At 52.9% G+C, this 22,539-nt stretch carries 10 protein-coding genes and 1 pseudogene; 9 read left to right on the forward strand and 2 right to left on the reverse strand.

Going from position 1 to position 22,539, the window contains the following annotated elements:
• The first annotated feature begins 93 nt into the window (after nt 1-93).
• The 5 genes and pseudogenes from GE107_RS24950 (at nt 94) to GE107_RS24970 (ending at nt 9,940) form a co-directional block, all read left to right on the forward strand.
• Nucleotides 94-1,605, forward strand: a complete 1,512-nt coding sequence (locus tag GE107_RS24950) for a glycoside hydrolase family 32 protein (RefSeq protein ID WP_219644288.1) — start codon at nt 94-96, stop codon at nt 1,603-1,605.
• A 39-nt stretch (nt 1,606-1,644) separates the two neighbouring features.
• On the forward strand, nt 1,645-6,942 hold the full coding sequence (locus tag GE107_RS24955; protein WP_219644289.1) for a 3-keto-alpha-glucoside-1,2-lyase-like domain-containing protein: 5,298 nt from the start codon (nt 1,645-1,647) through the stop codon (nt 6,940-6,942).
• 168 nt (nt 6,943-7,110) lie between these two features.
• Nucleotides 7,111-8,142, forward strand: a pseudogene (locus GE107_RS24960) (Gfo/Idh/MocA family protein); the annotation flags it as partial.
• Nucleotides 8,143-8,185: 43 nt separating this feature from the next.
• On the forward strand, nt 8,186-8,908 hold the full coding sequence (locus tag GE107_RS24965) for an MFS transporter (RefSeq protein ID WP_370636530.1): 723 nt from the start codon (nt 8,186-8,188) through the stop codon (nt 8,906-8,908).
• A 123-nt stretch (nt 8,909-9,031) separates the two neighbouring features.
• Nucleotides 9,032-9,940, forward strand: coding sequence for an aldo/keto reductase (locus GE107_RS24970; protein WP_219644294.1), 909 nt, complete (start codon nt 9,032-9,034; stop codon nt 9,938-9,940).
• A 335-nt stretch (nt 9,941-10,275) separates the two neighbouring features.
• On the opposite strand, the gene GE107_RS24975 is transcribed toward GE107_RS24970, so the two are convergent.
• The gene (locus GE107_RS24975) at nt 10,276-10,653 is read right to left on the reverse strand and encodes a hypothetical protein (RefSeq protein ID WP_219644296.1); all 378 of its coding nucleotides are present in this window, start codon (nt 10,651-10,653) and stop codon (nt 10,276-10,278) included.
• Between the two features lie 87 nt (nt 10,654-10,740).
• Between GE107_RS24975 and GE107_RS24980 the strand changes: the two genes are divergently transcribed.
• The 4 genes from GE107_RS24980 (at nt 10,741) to GE107_RS24995 (ending at nt 15,235) form a co-directional block, all read left to right on the forward strand.
• A complete protein-coding gene (locus GE107_RS24980; RefSeq protein ID WP_219644297.1) occupies nt 10,741-10,953 on the forward strand; it encodes a hypothetical protein in 213 nt (70 codons plus the stop codon).
• A 265-nt stretch (nt 10,954-11,218) separates the two neighbouring features.
• Nucleotides 11,219-11,728: a hypothetical protein gene (locus tag GE107_RS24985; RefSeq protein ID WP_219644299.1), complete on the forward strand. Its 510-nt coding sequence runs from the start codon at nt 11,219-11,221 to the stop codon at nt 11,726-11,728.
• A 199-nt stretch (nt 11,729-11,927) separates the two neighbouring features.
• Entirely contained in the window at nt 11,928-13,697 is a 1,770-nt protein-coding gene (locus tag GE107_RS24990; protein ID WP_219644301.1) for a cache domain-containing sensor histidine kinase, read from the forward strand.
• Entirely contained in the window at nt 13,694-15,235 is a 1,542-nt protein-coding gene (locus tag GE107_RS24995) for a response regulator transcription factor (RefSeq protein WP_219644303.1), read from the forward strand. The genes GE107_RS24990 and GE107_RS24995 overlap by 4 nt, the downstream gene beginning before the upstream one ends.
• A 98-nt stretch (nt 15,236-15,333) precedes the next feature.
• Here GE107_RS24995 and GE107_RS25000 read toward each other — a convergent pair whose 3' ends face one another.
• Nucleotides 15,334-22,347 carry a CBM35 domain-containing protein gene (locus GE107_RS25000; protein WP_219644306.1) on the reverse strand — a complete coding sequence of 2,338 codons (7,014 nt, stop codon included), beginning with the start codon at nt 22,345-22,347 and terminating at the stop codon, nt 15,334-15,336.
• Between the last annotated feature and the right edge of the window lie 192 nt (nt 22,348-22,539).

A 22,539-nucleotide genomic window follows, 5' to 3' on the forward strand; every position in this document is an offset into this window, starting at 1 on the left:
ATAACGGTAATGTGGGAGGAACTGTCTGGATCGGCAAACGATTTGCGCCGCCGTGGTTTCGTCAGGATCGTCTGAACAATAGGAGAGGTGAGAATGGGCAACATGAGCGCAACGCAGAAAAATAGGATTCACGAGGAAAGAATTGTTTTTGCAAACGAAGCGCTTGAGCGACAATTGGATAAGGTAAAGGACGCCGGATTTCGGCTGTGCTACCATATGATGCCGCCGGCGGGTTGGATGAACGACCCGAACGGGTTGATCCAGTGGAACGGCGAATACCATCTGTTCTATCAGCACGATCCGTATCAGCCGAAGCAGGGGCCTATGCATTGGGGCCATGCCAGAAGCCGGGATTTGGTCTACTGGGAGCATCTCCCGGTCGCGCTTGCGCCTTCGGAGCCCTATGAATACGTCGAGTTCGGCGGCGGCGGCTGCTGGTCGGGAAGCGCGGTGGATGATGAGGGGGTGCTTACGCTTATTTATACCGGGCATGTAGACGGCAGGGATCCGGAGGAAGTGCAATGCCTGGCGACAAGCACCGACGGCGTGCATTTCTCGAAAAATGCCGCTGGACCGGTCATTCCGGGTCCACCCGAGGCGGATTGCTTCGGATTCCGGGATCCGAAAGTCTGGAAGCATGGCGATGTCTGGTACATGGTCGTCGGGTACGGCAAAGACGGGTTGGGTAAAGCTCTGCTGTATCTTTCCGACGACTTGCGGGAATGGCGCTATGCCGGTGTGGCGACGGAAAGCGATGGAACGATGGGGGATATGTGGGAATGTCCGGATCTGTTTCCCTTGGGCGGTGAAGGCCGGCACGTGTTGATCGTATCCCCGATGAACATGGGCGCGACCAAAACGCTCTATATGACGGGAGATTTCGATTACGAGAGCGGCCGGTTCCATCGGCGGCACCATGACCGACTCGATTACGGCTTCGATTTCTATGCTCCGCAGACGATGATTGACAGCCGCGGCAGACGAATTCTGTTCGGCTGGATGAACATTTGGGGAGCCCGGATGCCGGAGCAGGCGGAAGGATGGATGGGTGCCATGACGATTCCGCGTTTGTTGACTTTGGCCGAAGACGGGACCTTGCTCATGCAGCCTGTGCCCGAGCTTGCCGATCTTCGCGGGAAACATACAGCAGTCGGCAGACTCGGGATCGACGCAGATACGGTTGTCAATCTGCCTGAAATTCAAGGCGACGCTTTGGAGATGATCGCGATCTTCCAAGCGGCAACATCCGATGAAGCGGAATTCGGTTTGCAGGTCCGTTGTTCGGAGGACGGTTCGGAATGTACGGAAGTCAAGTACCGGCCGGCGGACGGAAAGCTGACGATGGACCGGAGCCGGTCGGGCGCAGGTGACGGAGGCGTCAGCGAAGCTTTCCTGTCGACAATGGAAGACGGCCGGGTCAAACTGCATTTGTTTATCGACCGCTCGTCCGTGGAACTGTTCGCGGGCGATGGCCGAGTCACGATCACGAACCGTATCTATCCCGACCCGTCAAGCAATGCGGTTCGTCTATTCGCACGCAAGGGCGCAGCCGTGATGGAGAAGCTTGATGTCTGGCAAATGAAATCGATCTGGCCTGAGGAATAAACTCATTGAGGACTGACGAACGGGGAGAGGATGGCTGTCTTGAAAAATCGAGTGCATTGTTGGTTGAAACTCATGCTCGCGATGATGGTTGCCATACCGATTTTATGGACAGGCAACGCTTCAAGAGCTGCGGCTGATGGTACTGGGGCGAACACGAACCTGAGCGGGTGGGCGACGTCGGGGGATGCCGGGACGTTAACGAACGGTGCGGACGGGATGCAGCTCACGTCCGGCGGCAATTTCTTTGCGCTGTCGACAACGACTGCCGAAGATTTTACGTATGAAGCGGATGTGACCATTCGCCAATTCCAAGGGGTAGGCGCATTGGTGTTCCGATCCAATAACAGCGGCTGGGGCTCTTATATGCTGCAAATCGATCCGGGAGGCAGCCGGATTCGCTTGAAGGATGCCAACAATGACCGGGGGCTGGATGCCTATAACGTTTCGCTTGCGGCTGACACCACCTATCATTTGAAAGTGAAAGCGGTGGGGTCGACTCTCCAAGTGTACTGGGGGGACAATGCTGACCCGGTGATGGAGGCGAATGATACGGCTTATAGCGGAGGCTACTTGGGCCTTCAGGTTTGGAACAGCTCGATGCTGTTCCAGAACATCATCATGACGCCTGAATCCACAACTCCGAATGATCAAACCGCAAACACGAACCTGAGCGGATGGGCGACGTCGGGGGATGCCGGGACGTTAACGAACGGTGCGGACGGGATGCAGCTCACGTCCGGCGGCAATTTCTTTGCGCTGTCGACAACGACTGCCGAAGATTTTACGTATGAAGCGGATGTGACCATTCACCAATTCCAAGGGGTAGGCGCATTGGTGTTCCGATCCAACGAAAGTGGTTGGGGCTCTTATATGCTGCAGATCGATCCGGGAGGCAGCCGGATTCGCTTGAAGGATGCGAACGGAGACCGGGAGCTGGGCGTTTACGGCGTTTCGCTTGCGGTCAACGAAACCTATCATCTGAAAGTGAAGGCCGTGGGCTCGACGCTTCAAGTCTATTGGGGGAACAACGCTGCCCCGGTGATCGAAGCGAATGATTCCGTTTATAGCGGAGGCTATTTGGGCCTTCAAGTCTGGAATAGCTCGATGCGGTTTCAGAACATCATCGTCCGCGATTTGAATGCGGTTTTCCCAGATGTGATTACGAACTTGAGCGGATGGGCGACGTCGGGGGATGAGGGGACTGTAACGAACAGCACGTACGGGATGCAGCTCACGTCCGGCGGCAATTTCTTTGCGCTGTCAACAACGACTGCCGAAGATTTTACGTATGAAGCGGACGTGACCCTTCGCCAATTCAGCGGGGTAGGCGCATTGGTGTTCCGCTCCAACGACAACGGATGGGGCTCCTATATGCTGCAGATCGATCCGGGAGGCAGCCGGATTCGCTTGAAGGATGCGAACGGAGACCGGGAACTGGGCGTGTACGGCGTTTCGCTTGCGGCAAACGAAACCTACCATCTGAAAATGAAGGCGGTGGGCTCGACGCTCAAAGTCTACTGGGGAAACAACGCTGCCCCGGTAATCGAGGCGAACGATACCGCTTATACCGGTGGCTACTTGGGGCTTCAAGTTTGGAACAGTTCGATGCTGTTCCAGAACATCTTCGTCAACGATTTGAAAGCAAGTTTCCCTGGAGTGAACAGCAATCTGAGCGGGTGGCAAAAACGGGAAAGCGGTTCGGTAACTTCGGATAAGGAAGGCATGCTGCTCTCGTCGGACGCGAATGTGATGGCCTTGTCGGAAACGAAGAGCAATGACCTGAATTACGAGGCTGATCTCATGCTGAAAAGCCAGAATGCCGTTGGCTCGCTTATTTTCCGATCCGACGACAGCGGACGAAACGCCTATATGGTGCAGCTGGATCTAAAGGCTCAGAAAATTCGTTTGCTGGATGCGAATGACCGGCATCCGAATCGGCTGTGGATCGAGAAGAACGTGACGCTTGCCGCGAATCAGATCTATCATTTGCGTGTCAAGGCGGAACAGTCGCATATTCAAGTGTATTTTGACGGGAAATACGATCCGTTGATCGTTGCGGATGACGGAGAATACAGCCATGGCCGGCTCGGTCTTCATGCGTTTAACGGTTCGGTTCAGTTCCAAAACATCTGGATTGGCGATTTGACGTCGAATCTGAACGGTTGGACGTCAACCGGCGATTGGACGCCGAATCTGAACGGTGTCAAAGGGGTCGGAACCGCGAACGCGGAGGCGACTCGCATCGCAGGCAGTGTGGCAAACGATTTCGTGTTTGAGGGTGACGTGACCGTCGATTCCTCTATGCCGGAAGCAGCCGCAGGGTTGATGTTCCGTTCCGACCGGGAAGGAACGAACGGATATATTCTTCGGATACAGCCGAGCGCTCAAACCGTCACATTACTCAAAAAACACGGGGATGCCGAAACCGAAATCCAATCGGAATCCGGCATTCCTTTGGCAGCGGGAAAGAAGCACCATATCGAAATAACGGCGGAAGGATCGAACATAACGGTTTATGTCGATGGTTATTCAGCGAAGAGGATCTCAGCGGAGGATGCCGACTTTTCGAGCGGGTACGCCGGATTGACGGTGACGAACGGGACCGCCTATTTTCAGAATGTGTACCTTACGCCGTACAGCGATTATTACGATGAAACGTACCGGCCGCAATACCATTATTCACCGGCGCGAGGATCGGCCGCCGATCCGAACGGACTGGTGTACTTCGAAGGTGAATATCATCTGTTCCACCAGGACGGAGGCCAATGGGCCCATGCCGTCAGCACCGACCTTATACATTGGAAGCGGATGCCGATTGCATTGCAATGGAACAATATGGGGCATATCTGGTCGGGGTCCGCAGTCGCGGATTTAACGAACGCTTCAGGGTTGTTCGGGGATTCGGGCGGCAAAGGTTTGATTGCCTATTATACTTCGTACAATCCGGATAAGCGGGGCGGCAATCAGAAGATCGGGCTAGCGTACAGCAAAGACAAAGGACGCACGTGGGAATATTACGGGGACGACGCCGTAGTGCCCAACCCGGGCGGCTTAAACGGCGATTGGGATTTCCGCGATCCGAAAGTCGTGCGGGACGAAGACAACGACCGCTGGATCATGGTGGTATCGGGCGGGGACCACATTCGCTTCTTTACATCGACGGACTTGCTTCATTGGACGTGGACCGACAACTTCGGATACGGCACCTATATACGAGGCGGGGTTTGGGAGTGCCCGGACTTGTTCCAGCTTGCGGTGGACGGGAATGCGGACCATAAAAAATGGGTGCTGATGATCAGTACCGGCAGCAATCCGGCTACGCAAGGTTCGTCTGCGGAATATTTCGTGGGTCAGGTAACGGCGGAAGGGAAATTCGTCAATGACAATCCGCCTGGCAAAGTGTTGCAAACGGACATCGGGAAAGACTTCTACGCTTCGATGTCGTTCTACAACGCCCCGGATAACCGGCGCATCATGCTGGCATGGATGACGAACTGGGATTATCCGTTCAGCTTCCCGACCGACGGTTGGAAAGGGCAAATGACGATTCCCCGCGAGCTGTCGCTGAAGACGGTGGACGGCAACATCGTCCTTGCGCAGAATCCGGTAAGCGAACTCGATTCCTTGCGCGGAACCGATTTCACGGTAAAAGATGTCTCGGTATCGCCGAAATCCGGCAACATCCTCGGAACGGTCTCTGGAACGGCATACGAAATTGTTGCAGAGCTCCAGCTCCCCGATTCCGGCGCGGCTTCCGAATTCGGTTTCAGGCTGCGGGAAGGCGGAGAACAGAAGACGGTCGTCGGCTACCGGCGTACCGATAATAAGATGTTCGTCGATCGGTCGGCTTCCGGCAGAACGGATTTTACCGCCAATTTCACGACGCTGCATGAGGCGGCCGTGCAACCCGTCAACGGAGTCGTCAAAATGCACATTTTTGTGGATGAATCTTCTTTAGAGGTATTCGGCAACGGCGGGGCGGCGGTCTTTTCCGACATCATCCTGCCGGATTCCGCTCGCAGCGGGATGAGCTTTTATGCATCCGGCGGAACGGTTGTCGTGAAATCGTTGCACGTGTATTCCTTGAAAAATACATGGAGAAGTTCGGTGCCAGACGGTAATACCCTGCAGCGAATCGTGCTGGACCGCCGATTACTGGAACTCGGAGTCGGCGACGAACGGCGTGTTTATGCCCATGCGGAGCCCCATACGGCGCTCGACAAATCGTTGATCTGGGAAACGAGCGATCCGAAAGTCGTGAAGGTGCAGGGAGCGGACGACAATAGCGCGAGAGTGCGGGCCGTTTCTTCGGGGACGGCAACCATTACGGTCAAAACAGCGAACGGCGCGGTTAGCCGATCCATGGATGTCATTGTCGGATCCTTCTCGACGAATTTGAGCGGATGGAACGTTTACCCCGCATCGCAGTGGGTTCCTACATTAGATGGGATCCGCGGTGCGTTCGACAAGGATTCGAATTACATGTCGGGCAATCAAGCAACCGATTTCACCTATGAGGCCGACCTGATGATCTCGAAGGACGGCGGTGCCGGATCGATCTTGTTCCGGGCGAGCGCGGATGGCTCCAATGGCTATTATTTCAACGTCGATCCGAATTTGCGGTTGCTCCGGCTATTCTACAAAGCGGGTGGACAATTCGACGATCGGCAAATCTTAGCCAAAGTGCCGAAGTTTCTGCAGAAAGGCCGGAAGTATCATGCGAAAATCGTTGCTTCAGGCCCGCATATTCAAGTTTATTTTGACGGCAATCTGGTGATCGATGTTACCGATTACACGTATAGACAAGGATACTTCGGCCTGAACGTGTTCGGCGGTAAAGCGTATTATCAGAATGTGAACGTAACGAACGCGACACCCATCGATTCGAAAGTTTATCGTTTTGTAAATATGTCTAGCAGTCAGGTTCTAGGCGTGGATGATCAAAACAACTCAACCAGAGTCAAAGTACAGCAACCCGATAAAAAATCGATCAATCAGAATTGGATCTACTACAAGATCGCCGACGATGTTTATACGATACGTTCCGCCAGCAGCGACAAATCGCTGGATTGGGATATGGGGCAGAACATCGTCCAATTGTATCCGTATCTCAATTATGACAATCAACGTTGGTTCTTGATCGAGCATGAAGACGGCACGGTAACGATCGTTTCGAAGAGCGACCCGGGTAAAGCGCTGGAAGCTGAAGCCGACGGAACGGTGAAGCTGGCTGATAGGAACGATCATGACAACCAAAGATGGCGAATCGAGGCGATCAAGCCGGTCGGATCAAACAAAACGTTACCGGAGAAAAAGGATTCGGAATACGTTTCGTAACGAAGCACGAGCTCTTCAGGTTAGTGGCCTGAAGAGCTTTTGTTTGCCTCTTCTGATGAAATTGAAAGTCAGGGGAGCATGAAAGTGAAATTTTTCGATACGGTACTTTGCTATAACCGAATTATCTGAAGGGGATGCCCTCCCAAAACGTTTCGAGGAGGATACAAGATGAAGCTCGGGTTCATTGGATGCGGAGGCATTTCGGACGCTCATCTCCGCGGTATATTCGAACTGCGGATGGAAGGCCGTTTAGCCCTGGAGATCACGGCCGTATGTGATATCGACATCAACCGGGCGGAGGCGTTCGCAGCCAAAGTCCGGGAGCAGCTTCAAGTGAAGCCTGCGGTTTATGCGGATTACAGAGAGATGCTTGCCCAAGGAAATCTGGACGCGGTAACGGTGCTCGTCACCCACGACCTTCACCATACGGTCGCGGAGGATTGCTTTGCCGCAGGCCTGCACGTACAAATGCAAAAGCCATTGGCCATCTCGCCCTCCTTCGGTCGGAAAATGATCAAAGATGCGGCCCGGTACGGACGCGTGCTGACCGTTTCCGAACCCAGCGTGCTGGGCGCGGACAACGCGGCGACGGCCAGGGCCATTCGAGACGGAGCCATAGGTCCCGTCCGGCTGGTACTTGACTATGCCACAAGCGCCGTGGGAAACGGTTTTTTTGCCGGAACGCCTTGGCGACACATGAAGGGGATAGCAGGAGCCGGCTGGATCAACGACCACGGCGTTCACCGCACGCATGCCTTTCTGGAGATGGTCGGAGGTATTCATGAAGTGTTCGCCTATACGGATATTTACGAGAAGGTGCGTAGCGCCGGAGGCATTACGATCGAGCCGACGGGAGAGGACGCGGCCGTGACCGTATTCCGGTTCCAAAATGGTGCTCTGGGGCATTGGATGTGTGCAACCGCGGTCCATGCCGAGGGAATGGGCGGATTATACATCTACGGCAGTCAAGGCTGCCTTCGTCCCGGACATCACCTGGCTTTGGCTGGCGGGGAGCGGATTCCGATCGGGGAGTTGGTCCGTAAGTATGCGCCCGAAGTTCCCGGAGATCCTTTCGCGCACGCTTACCTGGAGCTGTGGGAAGCGGTCGCGGAAGGGAAACCGCCGATCTCCGGCGGAGTCGAAGGACAGGAAGCGCTGTGCGTCGTATTCGCCGCTCTCGAATCGGGCCATACGGGGCGGCCGGTTAAAATCGACGAGATTCGCGACGGCAGAAGCCGGGCCTATGAAGAGACCGTCATCGAGGAAATGCAAGCGCAGGGATCTTCGAGCTTTCAAGTATCCGATATTCTCGCTCGTTGCCGTGTTGTTTCTCGTTATGATGATGTCGCTCTTCTCGACGATGATCCTTCTACCGCTCTTTATGCAACAGGTACTGTTGCTGACCGCATTCGCATCGGGATTGGCGTTGATGCCGGGCGGCATTATTAACGGAATTATCGCGCCGGTGTCCGGCATCCTGTTCGATAAATTCGGTCCCCGGGTGCTGGTCGTTCCCGGTATCGTGCTCATGTGCGTCGCTCTTTGGTTGTTCATGGGCATAGAATCGGATTGGACGAAGGGCCGGATCATTTTCATTCACGTCATCATGATGTCCGGAATGTCTCTGGTCCTGATGCCTGCGCAGACAACGGGCTTGAATCAGCTGCCGCGCCACCTCTATGCGCACGGCACCGCCATCCTGAACACTTTGCAACAGGTCGCGGGCGCGATCGGCATCGCTTTGTTCATCAGCATCATGACGTCGGGCGCGAAAGATTATATGAAAACTTCGCCGGACCCCACTTCGCCGCAAGAAGCGCTACAATCGATGGTTGCGGGGCTGCATAACGCATTCTTGTTCGGCCTGGTTCTGGCGGTGATTGCGCTGGTTATCAGCATCTTCATTAAGCGCACCCAGGCGCCGAAGGAAGTAAGCCCGGAGCAGCCAGCAACCGCGAAGATCTAAGCGAGCAAGGGATAATTTCGCGGCGATACACTTTCGAACAGATCGCGGAGCTGTACGGAGAAGATCACAACGCGAGGTTGTATAAGAAATGTTAAGCACAATTTGATCTGAGGAGGATGCAAAATGGTGGAGCAAATTCGATTGGGCCGGACGGAGTTGAAAGTGAATCCGATCGGTCTTGGTGCTAATGCGGTTGGCGGGCACAACATTTTTCCGAATATGAACGATGAAATGGGCAAAGGCGTGGTGCGTACGGCGCTTGAGCAAGGCATCAATTTTCTGGATACTGCTTTCTTATATGGGCAAGGACGCTCGGAAGAGCTCATCGGAGAGGTGATCCGGGAACGAGGCGGGCGGGAGAAAGTTGTCGTCGCTACCAAAGCCATGGACAACAAGCCGACTGCACTGAAGGAAGCGGTCGAGAGCAGTCTGAAACGGCTGCAGACCGACTACATCGACTTGTTCTACATTCATTACCCGGATGCGGAGACGCCTAAGGACGAAGCCGTCGGGGCGTTGAAGAAGCTAAAGGACGAAGGGAAAATCCGCGCGATCGGTCTCTCCAACTTCTCGATCGAGCAGCTGCGGGAAGCAAACAAAGACGGTTATGTAGATGTTGTCCAGGACGGGTACAACTTACTCAAGCGAGACAAGGAGAAGGATATCCTCCCTTACGCGAAGGAGCATGGTATCTCGTTCGTACCTTACGTCCCGCTCGCTTCGGGCCTGTTAGCCGGCAAATATACGAAGGAGACGACGTTCTCGGACGCCTTGCGTGCCAACCACCCTATGTTCCAGGGCGAGACGTTTGTCGCTAATTTGGAGAAGGTGGAGCGGTTGCGCGAGATTGCCAATGCCAAGCAAGTTGAGGTAGCGCACATCGTGCTGGCCTGGTACCTGACTCGGGACGCCATCGACGCCCTCATCCCGGGCGCCAAACAGCCTGAACAGGTGGCGAACAACTTACGGACGTTGTCTGTGCATCTATCGCAGGAGGAAGTCGATCGAATCGATCGGATGTTTCAGGCTTGACGGGATAAAGTCAATCGGATTGATCGTCGGGATAACGAGTATGGGCTTACTTCAGACGTGGTCTCTGGATATCTGGCACAAGGCCGTGCGTAGATCGAAATTGAGTCTATTCTGATACTTGGAGTAACATCTGAAAGACAAGAAAGGTCGGGGATTTGCCCTGACCTCTTTTTTTCTGTTACCTTGGATTTTCGCGGAGATCAGGTGCTTTGAGCGAACGCCGACTAAAAATGAAATCATATTCATTCCCGACGGGGCTAAAATAACAGCTGGCACCGTATCTTGCTCATGAAGCTATCCCAGAAATCTCTCAAAGCTCAGACCTAAAAATGACGTCAAAAAAGGTTTTTTGTAATCTTTTGAGCCATATGCTCAATTTTCGGCATCATGATTTCATCATCAATGGCTGAAAGTTTTTCGGGTTTAAATAACTGAATTTTCTTCAATTGATAATAATCATATAAAATTTGTTGAACGGTTAATTGGTTCGTCATTAAATATTTGACATTAAACATACTTCGAAGAAGTTCATCCTGTATGATTAACAGCTTGCCATTGATATCATGAAAAATGCTTTTTCGAATTCCTTCTTCATAAAAAGCTAATACTTGTTGTTCTCGCTGCTTCATGGCTTCATTCAATCGATCATAACAATCCGGATAACCGGTTTCGAGTTCCTTTAAGAAAATATCCGTAAAATATTCGACAAGCAAGACGGACTGCTCGAATATTTGCTGGAATAGAATAAAGAACTTTATTTTCATTTATGCATCAATGTTGTATAGGGTTGACCGGTCGATGTGAAAAAGCTTTCTGAAACTAATTTAGGTTTTAATGTTGGTGTTGATCCCATCGAAGAGAGAGTTGAAATCAAAACGAATGTTAGCCAAGCTGAGAAAGATGAAATTAATGCTCTGTTCGGTGAAAAGGTAAAGATTAAAGATGGTGGATCCAATGCCAAAAAACAAACTGGAATACAGCTTAGGCCCCTAAACTTTGTATTGTTTACTTGATACACAAAGTTAACCTGTTTTCACTTAATCACATTGCTAAATCAACATAAAATCTCTAGTCATCTTTGTGTCGTTAGACAAAAATGGTTGAACCTGACGGCTGCGTACGTATTGGTCCTTTGGCTTAGTGTCGGGCGACAAGAACATAGACGGTCGGAATGACGAAAACATCTGCGTTGTGGAAAAAGTTTCATGTATTCTCTTATTTTTCGACGTGCTAAATTAGACATACTTGGTACCTTTAAGGGAGTTGCAACTCATCAGCATGAGAAGTACACAAATTGTTGCAGGCATTTTACTTGTGTCTCTTGCCTTTAACATTTATCAATGGAAAACGATAAAGTCGAATAAGCAAGCCGAGGAAGCCATTTTAAGCAAGAATATCTCGTTTCTAGGCCACGACTTTGTTCAGGCAAGTTTTTCCATTGAAAATATTCTGACAGTAAAATTTGACAGAGGCTTTCAGTTTGGACGAGCTTTCGCGCTCCTAAATGACGCAAGCTTGAGGGCAAACGGGCCGCTCTCCCAAGACAGGAAGTATTATGCCGTATGGAATAAGATTCGGATCCGTATGGAAAGGGCGAGCAGCATCGTTGGGCAACTAGCCGACAAAACAAAATTAGACGAGAATGACGTTGCACGACTAAACAGAATCAAAAAAATGCTTGACGCGTATTTCGAAATGGCGAAAAAAAGCAATGCGAATACGGGTTACATCGACGACCAATCGCTTCTTGAAGCTGAAAAAGCCGCCGACCAATTTAATGAGCGGTAAGGTGACATACGGAACGTCTTCACTTTATCCTTGTCCACCTTTCTTAAAAATTTACCGATTATCAAAACGTACCCCAACCTTTATACTGAAAGCAAGCGAAGAAGCCGAGTTCGAACCGGCTTCTTCGGATGCTTTTTGAAAGCGCTTATATCTTTGCGAATCTCGCCAAACGACACGCTGAAGGTGGATGAAACGGATCATGTTGCGAAAATGGAGCTTCAGGAACAAGATGATCGTTTCTTTCGTGCTTGTCAGCTTGCTGCCGGTCCTGATCGTACAGACCATTTCCTATTACATTTCGACGGAAGCGATGAAGAAAAAAATCGACGACCTCGTTCAGGTGAACCTGCTGCAGACGTCGAAGAATTTGGATACCTCGCTCCGCGCCTATGAAGACCTCCTCTTTCAAATCTTTACGAACGACGAAGTGATCGAATTGGTCAAGGAGATCAACGACCCTAGAGCGGACTTGGAATTGAGCAAAAGGAAGCTGATTAATCTTCTTTCCAACTACTCCTACGCGAAATTCGGGATCCGCAGCGTCGCAATCTTCACCAGCAACGGCACCTTGATTTGTTACGATCAGCAGACGGGTTCTCCCTACCAGAATCTATGGACGGGCATATCCGACTTGACCCGCTTGCCGCTGTACCGGGAGGCGATCCAGCTCCCATCCGGCAATGTCATCACTCCGCCGGCCAGGATCGACACGATCAACAATAAGGAGCAGTACGGTTTTCACCTGGCGCGAAAGCTGAGCGATCTGAACCGGCCAAGCCTTGAAGGGATTGGAGTCGCCGTCATCACGGTATACGAATCCGTGTTGGCGCAGGCGATCAATTTGACCGATTCCAGATCGCATGACGAGCGGAAGGTCGATAACCGCAACTTCCTGACCGACAGCCGGGACCGGGTCGTTTCTTCGCCGGACAAGCAGGACATCGGGAAGAACATCTCCGAAATCCGGGGAAGTTCGACCATCAGCAATATGTACCTGAACGAGAAGAGCGGGCTGAAAATTTACAATTTGATCGATCAGGGCGAGCTGTTCCGGGAAATGCATTCGATGCAGCGTCTCAGCGTCTACTCCGGAATGGCGGCGCTGCTCGTTTCGGGCGTCTTGATCTATTATTTATCCGGGAGCTTAACCCGTTCGATCCGGAAAGTCGTGAGAGCGATGAAGGTCGCGCAGCAGGGCGTGCTGAACGTACAGGTCGAGAGCGGGAACCGGGACGAAATCTCCGCCATCGCTTTCGGCTTCAACAAAATGATGAACACCGTAAGCGAGCTGATGACGGAAACGAAACAGGCGGTGGAGAAACAGAAGGAAGCGGAAATCCGGGCGCTGGAAGCCCAGATCAATCCCCATTTTCTGTACAATACCTTGGATTCGATCAACTGGATCGCGATCGAGAAGGAAGAGCACCAAATCAGCCAGATGCTGAAAGGTCTTGCCCAGATTCTGCGTTACAGCGTCAAGGACAGCAACAAGTGGGTGACCGTCAAGGAAGAACTGAACTGGATGAACCAGTATGTGTTTCTTCAGCAGCACCGGTTCCGCTCCTCGTTCCGATGCGTGGTCGAGCATGATGAAAGAACGCTCGGTTTCAGGATTCACAAGCTTCTCCTGCAGCCGTTCATCGAGAATTCCATCATCCATGGGTTCGAAGGAAGGAGGCAGGGCGGGGTGCTTCGCATCGCCGTTAAAGTGGTCGACGAGAGTTCCTTCTCTATCCGGATCGAGGACAATGGAGCGGGGATAGACGAAGTGACGTTGCAACGATTGAATTCGGGTAAAGCCTTGGATCATGCGGGCAAAGGAAGCGGTCTTGGCATCCAGAACGTGATGGAACGGCTTCGCATGTATTATGGCGTTCGCGCATCCTGCAATATCAGCAGCGAGATCGGACAAGGGACACGCGTAACATTGGTGCTGCCTGTCGTTCCGGAAGGGGGAGAAGCCGGATGAGAATCGTCGTCGTGGAAGATGAAGATAATACGCGGGAAGGAATCATCCGGTTAATCCGTAAAATCGATAACCGCTATGAAGTCGTAGGGGAAGCGGATAACGGCGCCGATGGACTTGAGGTCATCAAGAAGACAACCCCGGATCTCGTCATCGCGGACATCAAGATGCCGCAGCTTACCGGAATCGAAATGTTGGAGCGGTTGAAGGAATCCGGGTTTCGCCACAAATCGGTCATCCTGACCGGCTTCTCCGAGTTCGAATATGCCAGGAAGGCCATTCGGATGGGCGTAGTGGAATACTTGGAAAAGCCGGTTACGGCGGACGATATCCGAACGGCGTTGGCCAAAATCGACAACGAGCTCGCGATCGAGAAGTGGGTCGGGTACCCGGGAGGTGATCCCGCCGTTCATGCAGAACGGCTGCTCGCCCGTTTGTCCTTGCAGGACGGACCGGAGGCGGCGGTAACTTCGAAGGTGGAACAGGCGATTGGATTTGAGCCGAATATCCCGCTGCAGATTTTATCTTTCTATCTCGGACATGATTTCGAGACAAGGAGGCAGTCCGTCAGAACGGAGATTTCCCGCATGCCGGGACCTCATAGACGACTTGTGCTGTTCGATCTGCCTTCGGATCGTTCGGTAACGGCCGTCGTTCAGAGCGGCACGCCGGAATCGGAATTCGGTCCCATGCTGCGAACGGTTGTTGTGGCGGCGTTTGGGTCATGGGAGAGGAAGCCGGTGTTGTGCTGGGGTACGATTCCGGATTTGAGCGGCTTGAAGGATGGGCTTGTCCGCTTGAAGGAGTGCCGGAAGTGGTCGATCGTGCTGAATCAAGCTCAAGACCTGAATGACCAGGTTGTCCGAGAGATCCAAGCCAAAGTGTTGCCTTATCCCGCCACCCTCGAAAACAAGGCGGCAGCAGCTATTTCCGAAGGGAACAGGGATGAGGTGCGGCGTATATTCAGGCTGTGGCTGGAAGGGTGTTTGGCGGATGCTTATGATCCCGGACATGTCATCGAAGCATCCGTCCGGTTCGTATCTTCGGCGCTTCGCGTCTTAGGGGAATATCACGGCGATGCGCGTTCCTATGACCGACAGAAAGAGTGGCTTAATGCGCTCATGGAAGCTCAGACGAAAGGCGAACTTATCCTTGCGATGGAGACGATCGCCGAGGGAATCGTTTCCGATATCGAAAATTCGCTAGTCGCCTTGCCTCACAGCCCGACGCTCCAGAAGGCCATCCGGATGATCAAGGAGCATTATCAAGACGGAATCACGTTGGAGGAGATTGCCTCCTCGCTGCGGATAACGCCGGAATATTTAAGCTCCTTGTTTACCAAAGAAGTGAAAAAGACTTACTCCTCCTTCATCAAGGAAATTCGGATTCATAAGGCGAAGGAGCTTCTACTCCGTTCGGAAATGAAGACGTTCGAGATCGCGGGGAAGGTGGGCTATCCGGATGCCAAGTATTTCTCGCGCGTGTTCAAGGAAACGACAGGTCTTTCGCCGGGCGAATTCCAGAGGCTGAACAAATCCTGACAGTCGGGTGAAAAAAGCGGTTTTTGCTCTATTGCGAGCAATAACCGCTTTCTTGTTGATATAACGTCTATCCGTCCGAAAAGGAATGCATAGTCGGTTTACTTGGTTTCATGTCCTGACGGCTTGTTCTTCCCGGATTGATCGTGGGGCACGGTGACGGTTGCCGATGCAACCGTCTGGTTGCCCGCTTTGTCGGTTGCCGAATAGGTCACGGTATAGACGCGTCCCGTTTCATGGCCCGACCTTTCTGCGCGCAATGCGAAAGAAGTGTCCGCGGAACCGATCTTCGCCTCGATATCGCCTTGGCCGCTGTCCGGTTCGTTGCTGGTAATCGAGGTTATCACCACGGATTCCAAGCCAGATGCGTCATCACTTGCATATACGGCGGCTTGAACGGTCACCATCTGATGATTTGCCGGCCAAATCGACGGTTTATCGAATTGAATCGTCAACAATGGAGCCGTTTTGTCGATATTGCCGACGGTCGCTTCAATCGAGCCCAGGTTGCCCGCCGCATCGACAAATTCAAACGTAAAGGAGCCGTTGCTGCTGAACGTATGGTTCGGTAAGCCGCCATTCGTAACGATCGTCACGCTCTCGCTTGCCGTGATCGATGCAATTACATCCTGGTTGGTCGGCGTTGTTTGGCTATAACTTACCGTGGCCGTCGGCGCCGTAAGGTCATGCTGCCAGACCGTCAGCTTGTCCAGATTGACGGCGTCGCTATTGTCGGCAGCGGAAGTCAACGCTTTGTAGGCGATTTTGTTGTCGCCTGCCGCAAGCGGAACCGTCTGAATGTCCGTATCCCACTCCGTCCAGCCGACGGTTCCCTTAAGGCGAATATCTTTTACCTTGATGCCATTGACATATAAACCGATCGTTCTGTCAGCAGGCCAGTTCAGCAAGTACTGTTCTCCCGCCGAATACCGAAGCGCCAGATTGTAGTCGCCTGCCAAGTCCGCATGAACCGTGAATTCAGTTCGGGCATTGTCGCTGGAGTTGTATCCTGCGACAAAGCCTGTTCCCGTAAACCCGGCGTGGTCGCTTGCCGCAGCGGCCGTTCCGGACAAGACGGCGGCTTCCGCTTGGTATACGCTCGCCGCGGCGGGTGCGATGTCCAGATAGTCCAGCCCCACATCGCTGCTCTTCCCGGTCGCCTCCGGCTTGTATTCAATGATGTTTACGCCTTCTTGCAGGAACACGTCGTTCGAAACGGTCGACCATGAATGCCAATCGGCCGTTCCCGGCAAGGCAATATCCTTTACCTTTTTATGGTTGACATACAGCCCCAGCGTTCGGTACGCAGCCGAGCCTTCGACCGGTCCCGCGCTGTAATGCAGTTTCGCGCTGTAAAGCCCGTCTTGCTCCATCCCTACGACGAATCTCGTATTGGCACTGCTTGTGCCCTGATAACCGGCCACATACCCGGTGCCATCATAACCTGCGTTCTCTCTCATCACTTTGGCCGTACCGTCGAGCTGGGCGTATTCGGCCTGGTACCTGCCGGGCGTATTCGTCGCACCAGGAGCTGACGGAGTAATGATGAACTGGTAAGCCTCTTCGCTTGAAAGGTTAAGCATGGGGATTTTTATTTTTCCGTCGGTTACGGCATACTCCCCTTGAGACACATAGATGGGCTCCGTCAATTTGGTATGAACGCTGCCGGTATTTATGGTTTTATGAATGACTACGTGAACGTTTCCGGTTAAATAGGGCGCAGCGGCGACATGGTCCAAGACGATGTTGTAGTCCCCGCTTGCCCCGCCGGAGACGACCTTGACTTGCTGGCTATTGTCATCTCTTGATGCCATTCCGTCTAATGCCGATCCGCTTGGCGGCGTCGTCTTCAGCATTTTCCCCGTCATATCTCCATAGAACTTGAACAGCCACCAGTTCCCGTTGGGGATGTTGATCTCGCCCGTAAGCGTGTCGCCGAACGAACCGCTTTTGAACCAGAAAGGCATGGCGGCGCTATCCACCAGTTTGCGCTCAAACTTGGCCAAATACTGAATCGTGATCCCCGGCTTGCCCAAATCGCTCGCTTGTACGTATTCGTTGATCGAAATCGGTCTTTCGGGAATGCCAAGGCTTTTCATGATGGCCCGTACATCATCCACTTCGGATTCGAATTTGGGGATGGTTGCCGTCTCCAGCGAATGAAAGCTGATGATGTCCGGCAAACAACCTTTCTCTTTGCAGTAAGTCAGAAAGCTTAACATGAAATCGTGCGAATAGACGGCGATATTCGGTCCTTCGATCAAGTTGACTTTGTCTTTCGCTTTGATCCTGTCGAACATTTTCTTGAAAGCGACGTTGAACGAATCTCCGGAGTTGATGGGGTTATTCCAGGTCCAATCCGGCTCGTTCCAAGGAATATAAACAAAGTAGCCTTGCGGATAGGGTGAATTCAGGACGGCGTCCACTTCCGCGTCAAGCCTGCTGTAGTAATCGTCCCAGCTGACCCATTTCTGCGGGAAGTTCGGATACGTGTCGGACATGTAAATTTGAATCTGTTCGATTCCCGTCCGCTTGGCAGCCGGCGCGACGACAATCGCGTCTCCGACCGGCCCGACTTCGTATGGTTTGTTCGGAATCATGCCCGGATTGGCCGGCGGCTGGGCGATCATCTTCGGTCTCAGCGGAATCACCGCTTGATCTCTTGGCGTCCCGTCGTTGCGAAAGGCATACAAAGCTCCCGATCCGGCATGGTCTGCCGTTTCCTTGGTAACCGTCGCCAGATCGACGACCAATTCGGGCCTCGGATTTACGGTAACGGTCGCGGTTGCGGACGCCCCATTGTACCGGGCCGTAACGGTTGCGGTACCTTCGCGAACGCCGTGAATTTTGCCAGACGCATTTACCGTCGCGATTTCAGGATCGGATGTGCTGAATTGGGAAGACGCGGTGACATCTTGAACGGTTTCATCCGTCTTCACGGCTTGTACGGAGGTTTGAACGTCCCCGGACTCATTAACCGTATAGGCATTGTTCCCAAACTCAATCGAATGAAACTGCGGGTTGTCCACGTTTTTCCAAAGCGACAGCTTGTCGAGATTGATCGAGTCGCTATTATCATTTGCGGTCAACGCGGTAAACGCGATCGTATTCGTCCCTTCATGGAGTTGAACGGTCCTCACATCATCAGCCCAGGTGTTCCAAGTCGAATCCGTTCCCGGGAGAGTGATGCTGCCCAGATTGACGTTATTGACAAGAAGGCCGACCGTCCGGTTGTCCGGCCAGCCGCTTACTTTCCCGGCGCTGTATCGGAGTGCGATCTGAAAATCTCCGGAAGAATGGGTTTTGACCGTAAATACCGTGGAAGCGGTGCCGCTGAAATCATATCCGGCTGCAAATCCGGTTCCGGTATAGCCGGTATGGTCCGTTGCAACCTTGGCTGTGCCGGACAGGGCGGCATCTTCCGCTTGATAGACAGCCGCATTCGTCGGTACGACGATGCCGGTCGGTTGAGCGGATATGGATAGGTTATCGAGATTGATGCAGTCGTTCTGGCTGGCCAGTTCGCCTCTGTATTCAATGATGTTCGTGCCGGCCTGAAGGCTTATGCTTTCCGGCGACTCCGCCCAAGTTTCCCAGTCGCCCGTACCGCCCAAGGTAACATCCTTCACTTTGGCGCCGTTCACGTATAAACCAATCGTCCGGTTCACCGACGCCGTCCCGACGGGTCCGGCCGAATACCGGGCGACGACATTGTACGCTCCTGCGGCAGCAACCGTTGCTTTAAATACAGTCGATCTTGTGCCGGAAAGGTCATAACCCGCCACGAATCCGGTTCCGGTGTATCGGGTATGGTCGGCCGCAGCCTTGGTGCCGTTCAGCGTCTCATATTCCGCTTCGAATACGACATCATCCTGGCCCCGGTAGGTCGGAGTTGCCGTTCTTTCATTCCAGATCGAGCTGTCTCCGCTCGCATTGACGGCAACGACGGCAAAGTAGTAATTCGTGCCGTTCGTAAGTCCCGTTACCTCGTAAGGACTTCCCGTAACCCCGGTTATCGTGTGGGTGTAAACGCCCGGAGCTTTGCCGTACTTGATTTTGTACGAGGTTGCTCCATTGGACGGCTGGAACCACAGCTTGACTTTCCCGTTATCCGCTTTTTCTGCATACAGCAGGGGCGAGCTTGGAACAGCCTCTGTCGTAAAAGAGAAAATTCCGTTCGATGCCGCAGTCGAGTTCGCAAGATCCTTCGTATACGCCGTTACTCTCCAATAATAGGTTGTGCCTGGATTCAACATGTTAGGCTCAAACGTGTATTTGTTATAGATCATCCGATCTCTAACGATGATCGGAGAAGTCATGTCGGCGCTAGGCGAAACCTCCAGCTTGTAGAAGAACGCATTCTTGGGCTGTTGCCAAGACAGCACCGCCCTTGTGGACACGGACGCGGCTCCGTTTGCGGGCGCCGTAAGCCCGAAGCTTGTCGGCGATCCGCTCGCCGGCTTGGTCGTAAAGGATTGAACGGGGCCGTTCATCGGTCTTTCGCCGGCCGCATTGGCCGCATAGACCATCCAGTAATATTTCGTGTCGTTAGCGAGCGGTACCGCAGGCTGGAAAGTGCCCGCAGTTTGGGCTCCGAACTGCGGCGTATCGACCAAGCTGGTGATGCCCGTTTGATTGATAACCGGGTTGCTCAGGTCGCTGTTCGTCGAAAGGACCAATCGGTAGGAAGTCGCATTGTAGGCCTTCGACCACAGGAACTTGGGCGTCGTGGATTCATTGGAGAAAAGAGTCGAAGGCAAATACGGCCCGAACTGCGCAGGCACATTCGTATTGGCGCCGGCGAGGAACGAATAGACGGCGTTATTGGAAACGGGGGTGCTTCCGTTGGCGTTCACGGCCGTTACGTTCCAGTAGTATTTTTGGCCGATGGTCAGGGCTGAACCTACCGTGTAACTCGTACCCGTTATGCCCGTTTGATGGATGACCGGATTGGAGAGGTCCTTGTTGACGGATACTTTAAGCGTGTAGGTGGATGCGTCTTTGGCTGCGGTCCATGTCAATGCAGGCGTTGAGGTTGCGACCTCGCCGTCGTCGGGGGCAATTGGATGGAAGAAGCTGGGCGCCCCGAACGCTGTTTTCTTTAGAACAAGAAGCCACGATTCGTTGGCTCCGATATTCGAAAGCGATAGTTGGATATTGTCGGTCGATGCCGGAGTGATGCTGGATTGGTACGTCAGCCCGTCACTTTCGGAGGACGTTATTTGGTACAAATCCACCCGAACGTTTTGCCCGCTGTAAGGTTGGTTTTTCAGAATGATGTTTCGGTTTCCGGCCATCCCGTTGTTGACCAAAATGATTTTCGATTCCGTGCGGTCCTTGCTGGCCACAGCCGTGAAAGCGGTGGCCGCGTCATCCGTCGAAGCGCTTACAATTTCGCCCGAGAGCTGGGAGAACATGTAATGCACCCACCACATCGAAGTTCTGAACCCCGGATTTTGTTGGGTTTTGTTCGTTTGCAGCAGATCGCTCATGCCGTTCCAATTATAGTTTTGCATAACGCCTTTCACATTGTGGGTAATGCCCGAGTTGATCACGTTCGCCATATCCCTGGTCCAATTGGCCGGATCCGTCGTGGACGAATTGTTTTCTTCCCAGATCCGGTATTTGCCGTTCGTCTCGGGATATTGGTTTTGCCAGGATTTCACGGTATCGTTCCATCCTTTAAGCATTTCCAAAGACGCATACGATTGTGATTCCCAAAAATCATGCCATGACGGACCCTCAATGGAGATGTTATTTTGGCTTGCAAAGGGCAGCCAGAATTTTGCGCTCTGATACTGTCCGAAGCTTACGCCTCCAGGTCCTACGGTAGGAATGGCTTCAGGGTATACTTCCCTCAAGGCGTTCCAAACGTTCTTATAGGTTTCCGTGTTGCCGGTCCAGTTCTCATTGGTCAGATCGGCGATGTCAATCTTGGCTCCGTTGTCCTTGTAAAACTGGATGACATCCTTGGTATACTGCTTGAACCACGCCGCATTCGCAGGGGGGCCGCCCCATGGATTATTGTTCGGCGCTGTCCAGGACGGGTGCAGCCCGATCAGGAAATACCATTTCATGCCATTGTCGGTTGCCCGTTTGTAGGCTTCAAGACTTCTGGCAAGCACGCTTTCCTCAACCTGGTATTGCGCGTTATTCCCATCGCCGACGGCTTGAAAATTTTGCGCGGGGATGGTCTCCCTGTTCATCAGAGGGCCGAGAAGCGTCATTCTGCTGTCGGGAACGTCGTAATTGGGGGTCAAAATGTAGCCGAACATGCTTCTGTCCACTTGTCTCATCGGCTTGGCAAAATCAACCGTCACCGTGGGATCCGGCTGTATCGTGATCCCGGCCGTTGCCGTATTCCCGTTTTTATGGGCGGTAATCGTTGCCGAACCGGGACTGACCCCTTCGACGAAACCGGCCGCGCTTACGGTCGCTTTGGAGGGATCCGATGAGCTGAAGGTCGAATCCGCGGTCACATCGACTACGGTTTCATCCGTATAGACTTCGCGGACTGTCGTCTGAACGCTGCCGGATTCCGTTACCGTATACGCGCTTTGGTCAAACTTTAAAGCATATACGACAGGATTGGCGACATCCTTCCAAAGCGTCAGCTTATCGAGATTGATCGAATCGCTGTTGTCATTGGCGGTTAAAGCCGTAAACGCAATCGTGTTGGTGCCGGCGTTTAGCGGCACGGTCCTGACGTCATCCGCCCAAGCTTCCCATGTGTTTGTACCGGCAAGCGTTATACTGCCCTGACTCACGCCATTGACCACGAGCCCGACCGTCCGATTGTCCGGCCATCCGGCCACTTTTCCGGCGCTGTAGCGCAGATCGATGAAGAAATCGCCGGAAGTGCCTACCGTTACCGTGAATGTCGTTTTCGCCGTGCTGCTGAAGTCGAATCCGGCTGCAAAGCCGGTTCCCGTATAGCCGGTATGGTCCGTTGCGACTTTGGCCGTGCCGGATAGAGCTGCGTTTTCGGCTTGATACACGGCTGCATGGGACGGCATCGTCGTACTGGCATAAGCCGGCGGCGCCGGAATCATGTTAAACAGCAGCATACCTGTCAACGTTGCAGTCAGAAACAGCCTGATCTTCTGAAATATCATTCGTGTAACCCCTTTCAAATAATTGAGTTACGATAGCAATCCATGAAGCCGGGCAATCCTCCAAGAACCTCCTTTACGAACGAATCATGAAGCACTTCCCATTCTAAATTTCATGTAAGCGTTTCAAAACTATAAAATCCTAAGAATGTTGGACTAAACTAAGCTTTAGACGGTTGACCTTATCCATCTCCA

It is taken from the genome of Cohnella sp. CFH 77786, assembly GCF_019400745.1.
Taxonomy (GTDB): Bacteria; Bacillota; Bacilli; order Paenibacillales; family Paenibacillaceae; genus Cohnella.

Bases quoted from the DNA above. Each gene is read 5' to 3' on its own strand.
- GE107_RS24950 (WP_219644288.1), top strand. From the start codon at position 94: ATGGGCAACATGAGCGCAACGCAGAAAAATAGGATTCACGAGGAAAGA.
- GE107_RS24965 (WP_370636530.1), top strand. From the start codon at position 8,186: ATGAAGAGACCGTCATCGAGGAAATGCAAGCGCAGGGATCTTCGAGCT.
- GE107_RS24970 (WP_219644294.1), top strand. From the start codon at position 9,032: ATGGTGGAGCAAATTCGATTGGGCCGGACGGAGTTGAAAGTGAATCCG.
- GE107_RS24985 (WP_219644299.1), top strand. From the start codon at position 11,219: ATGAGAAGTACACAAATTGTTGCAGGCATTTTACTTGTGTCTCTTGCC.
- GE107_RS24990 (WP_219644301.1), top strand. From the start codon at position 11,928: ATGTTGCGAAAATGGAGCTTCAGGAACAAGATGATCGTTTCTTTCGTG.
- GE107_RS24995 (WP_219644303.1), top strand. From the start codon at position 13,694: ATGAGAATCGTCGTCGTGGAAGATGAAGATAATACGCGGGAAGGAATC.
- GE107_RS25000 (WP_219644306.1), bottom strand. From the start codon at position 22,347: ATGATATTTCAGAAGATCAGGCTGTTTCTGACTGCAACGTTGACAGGT.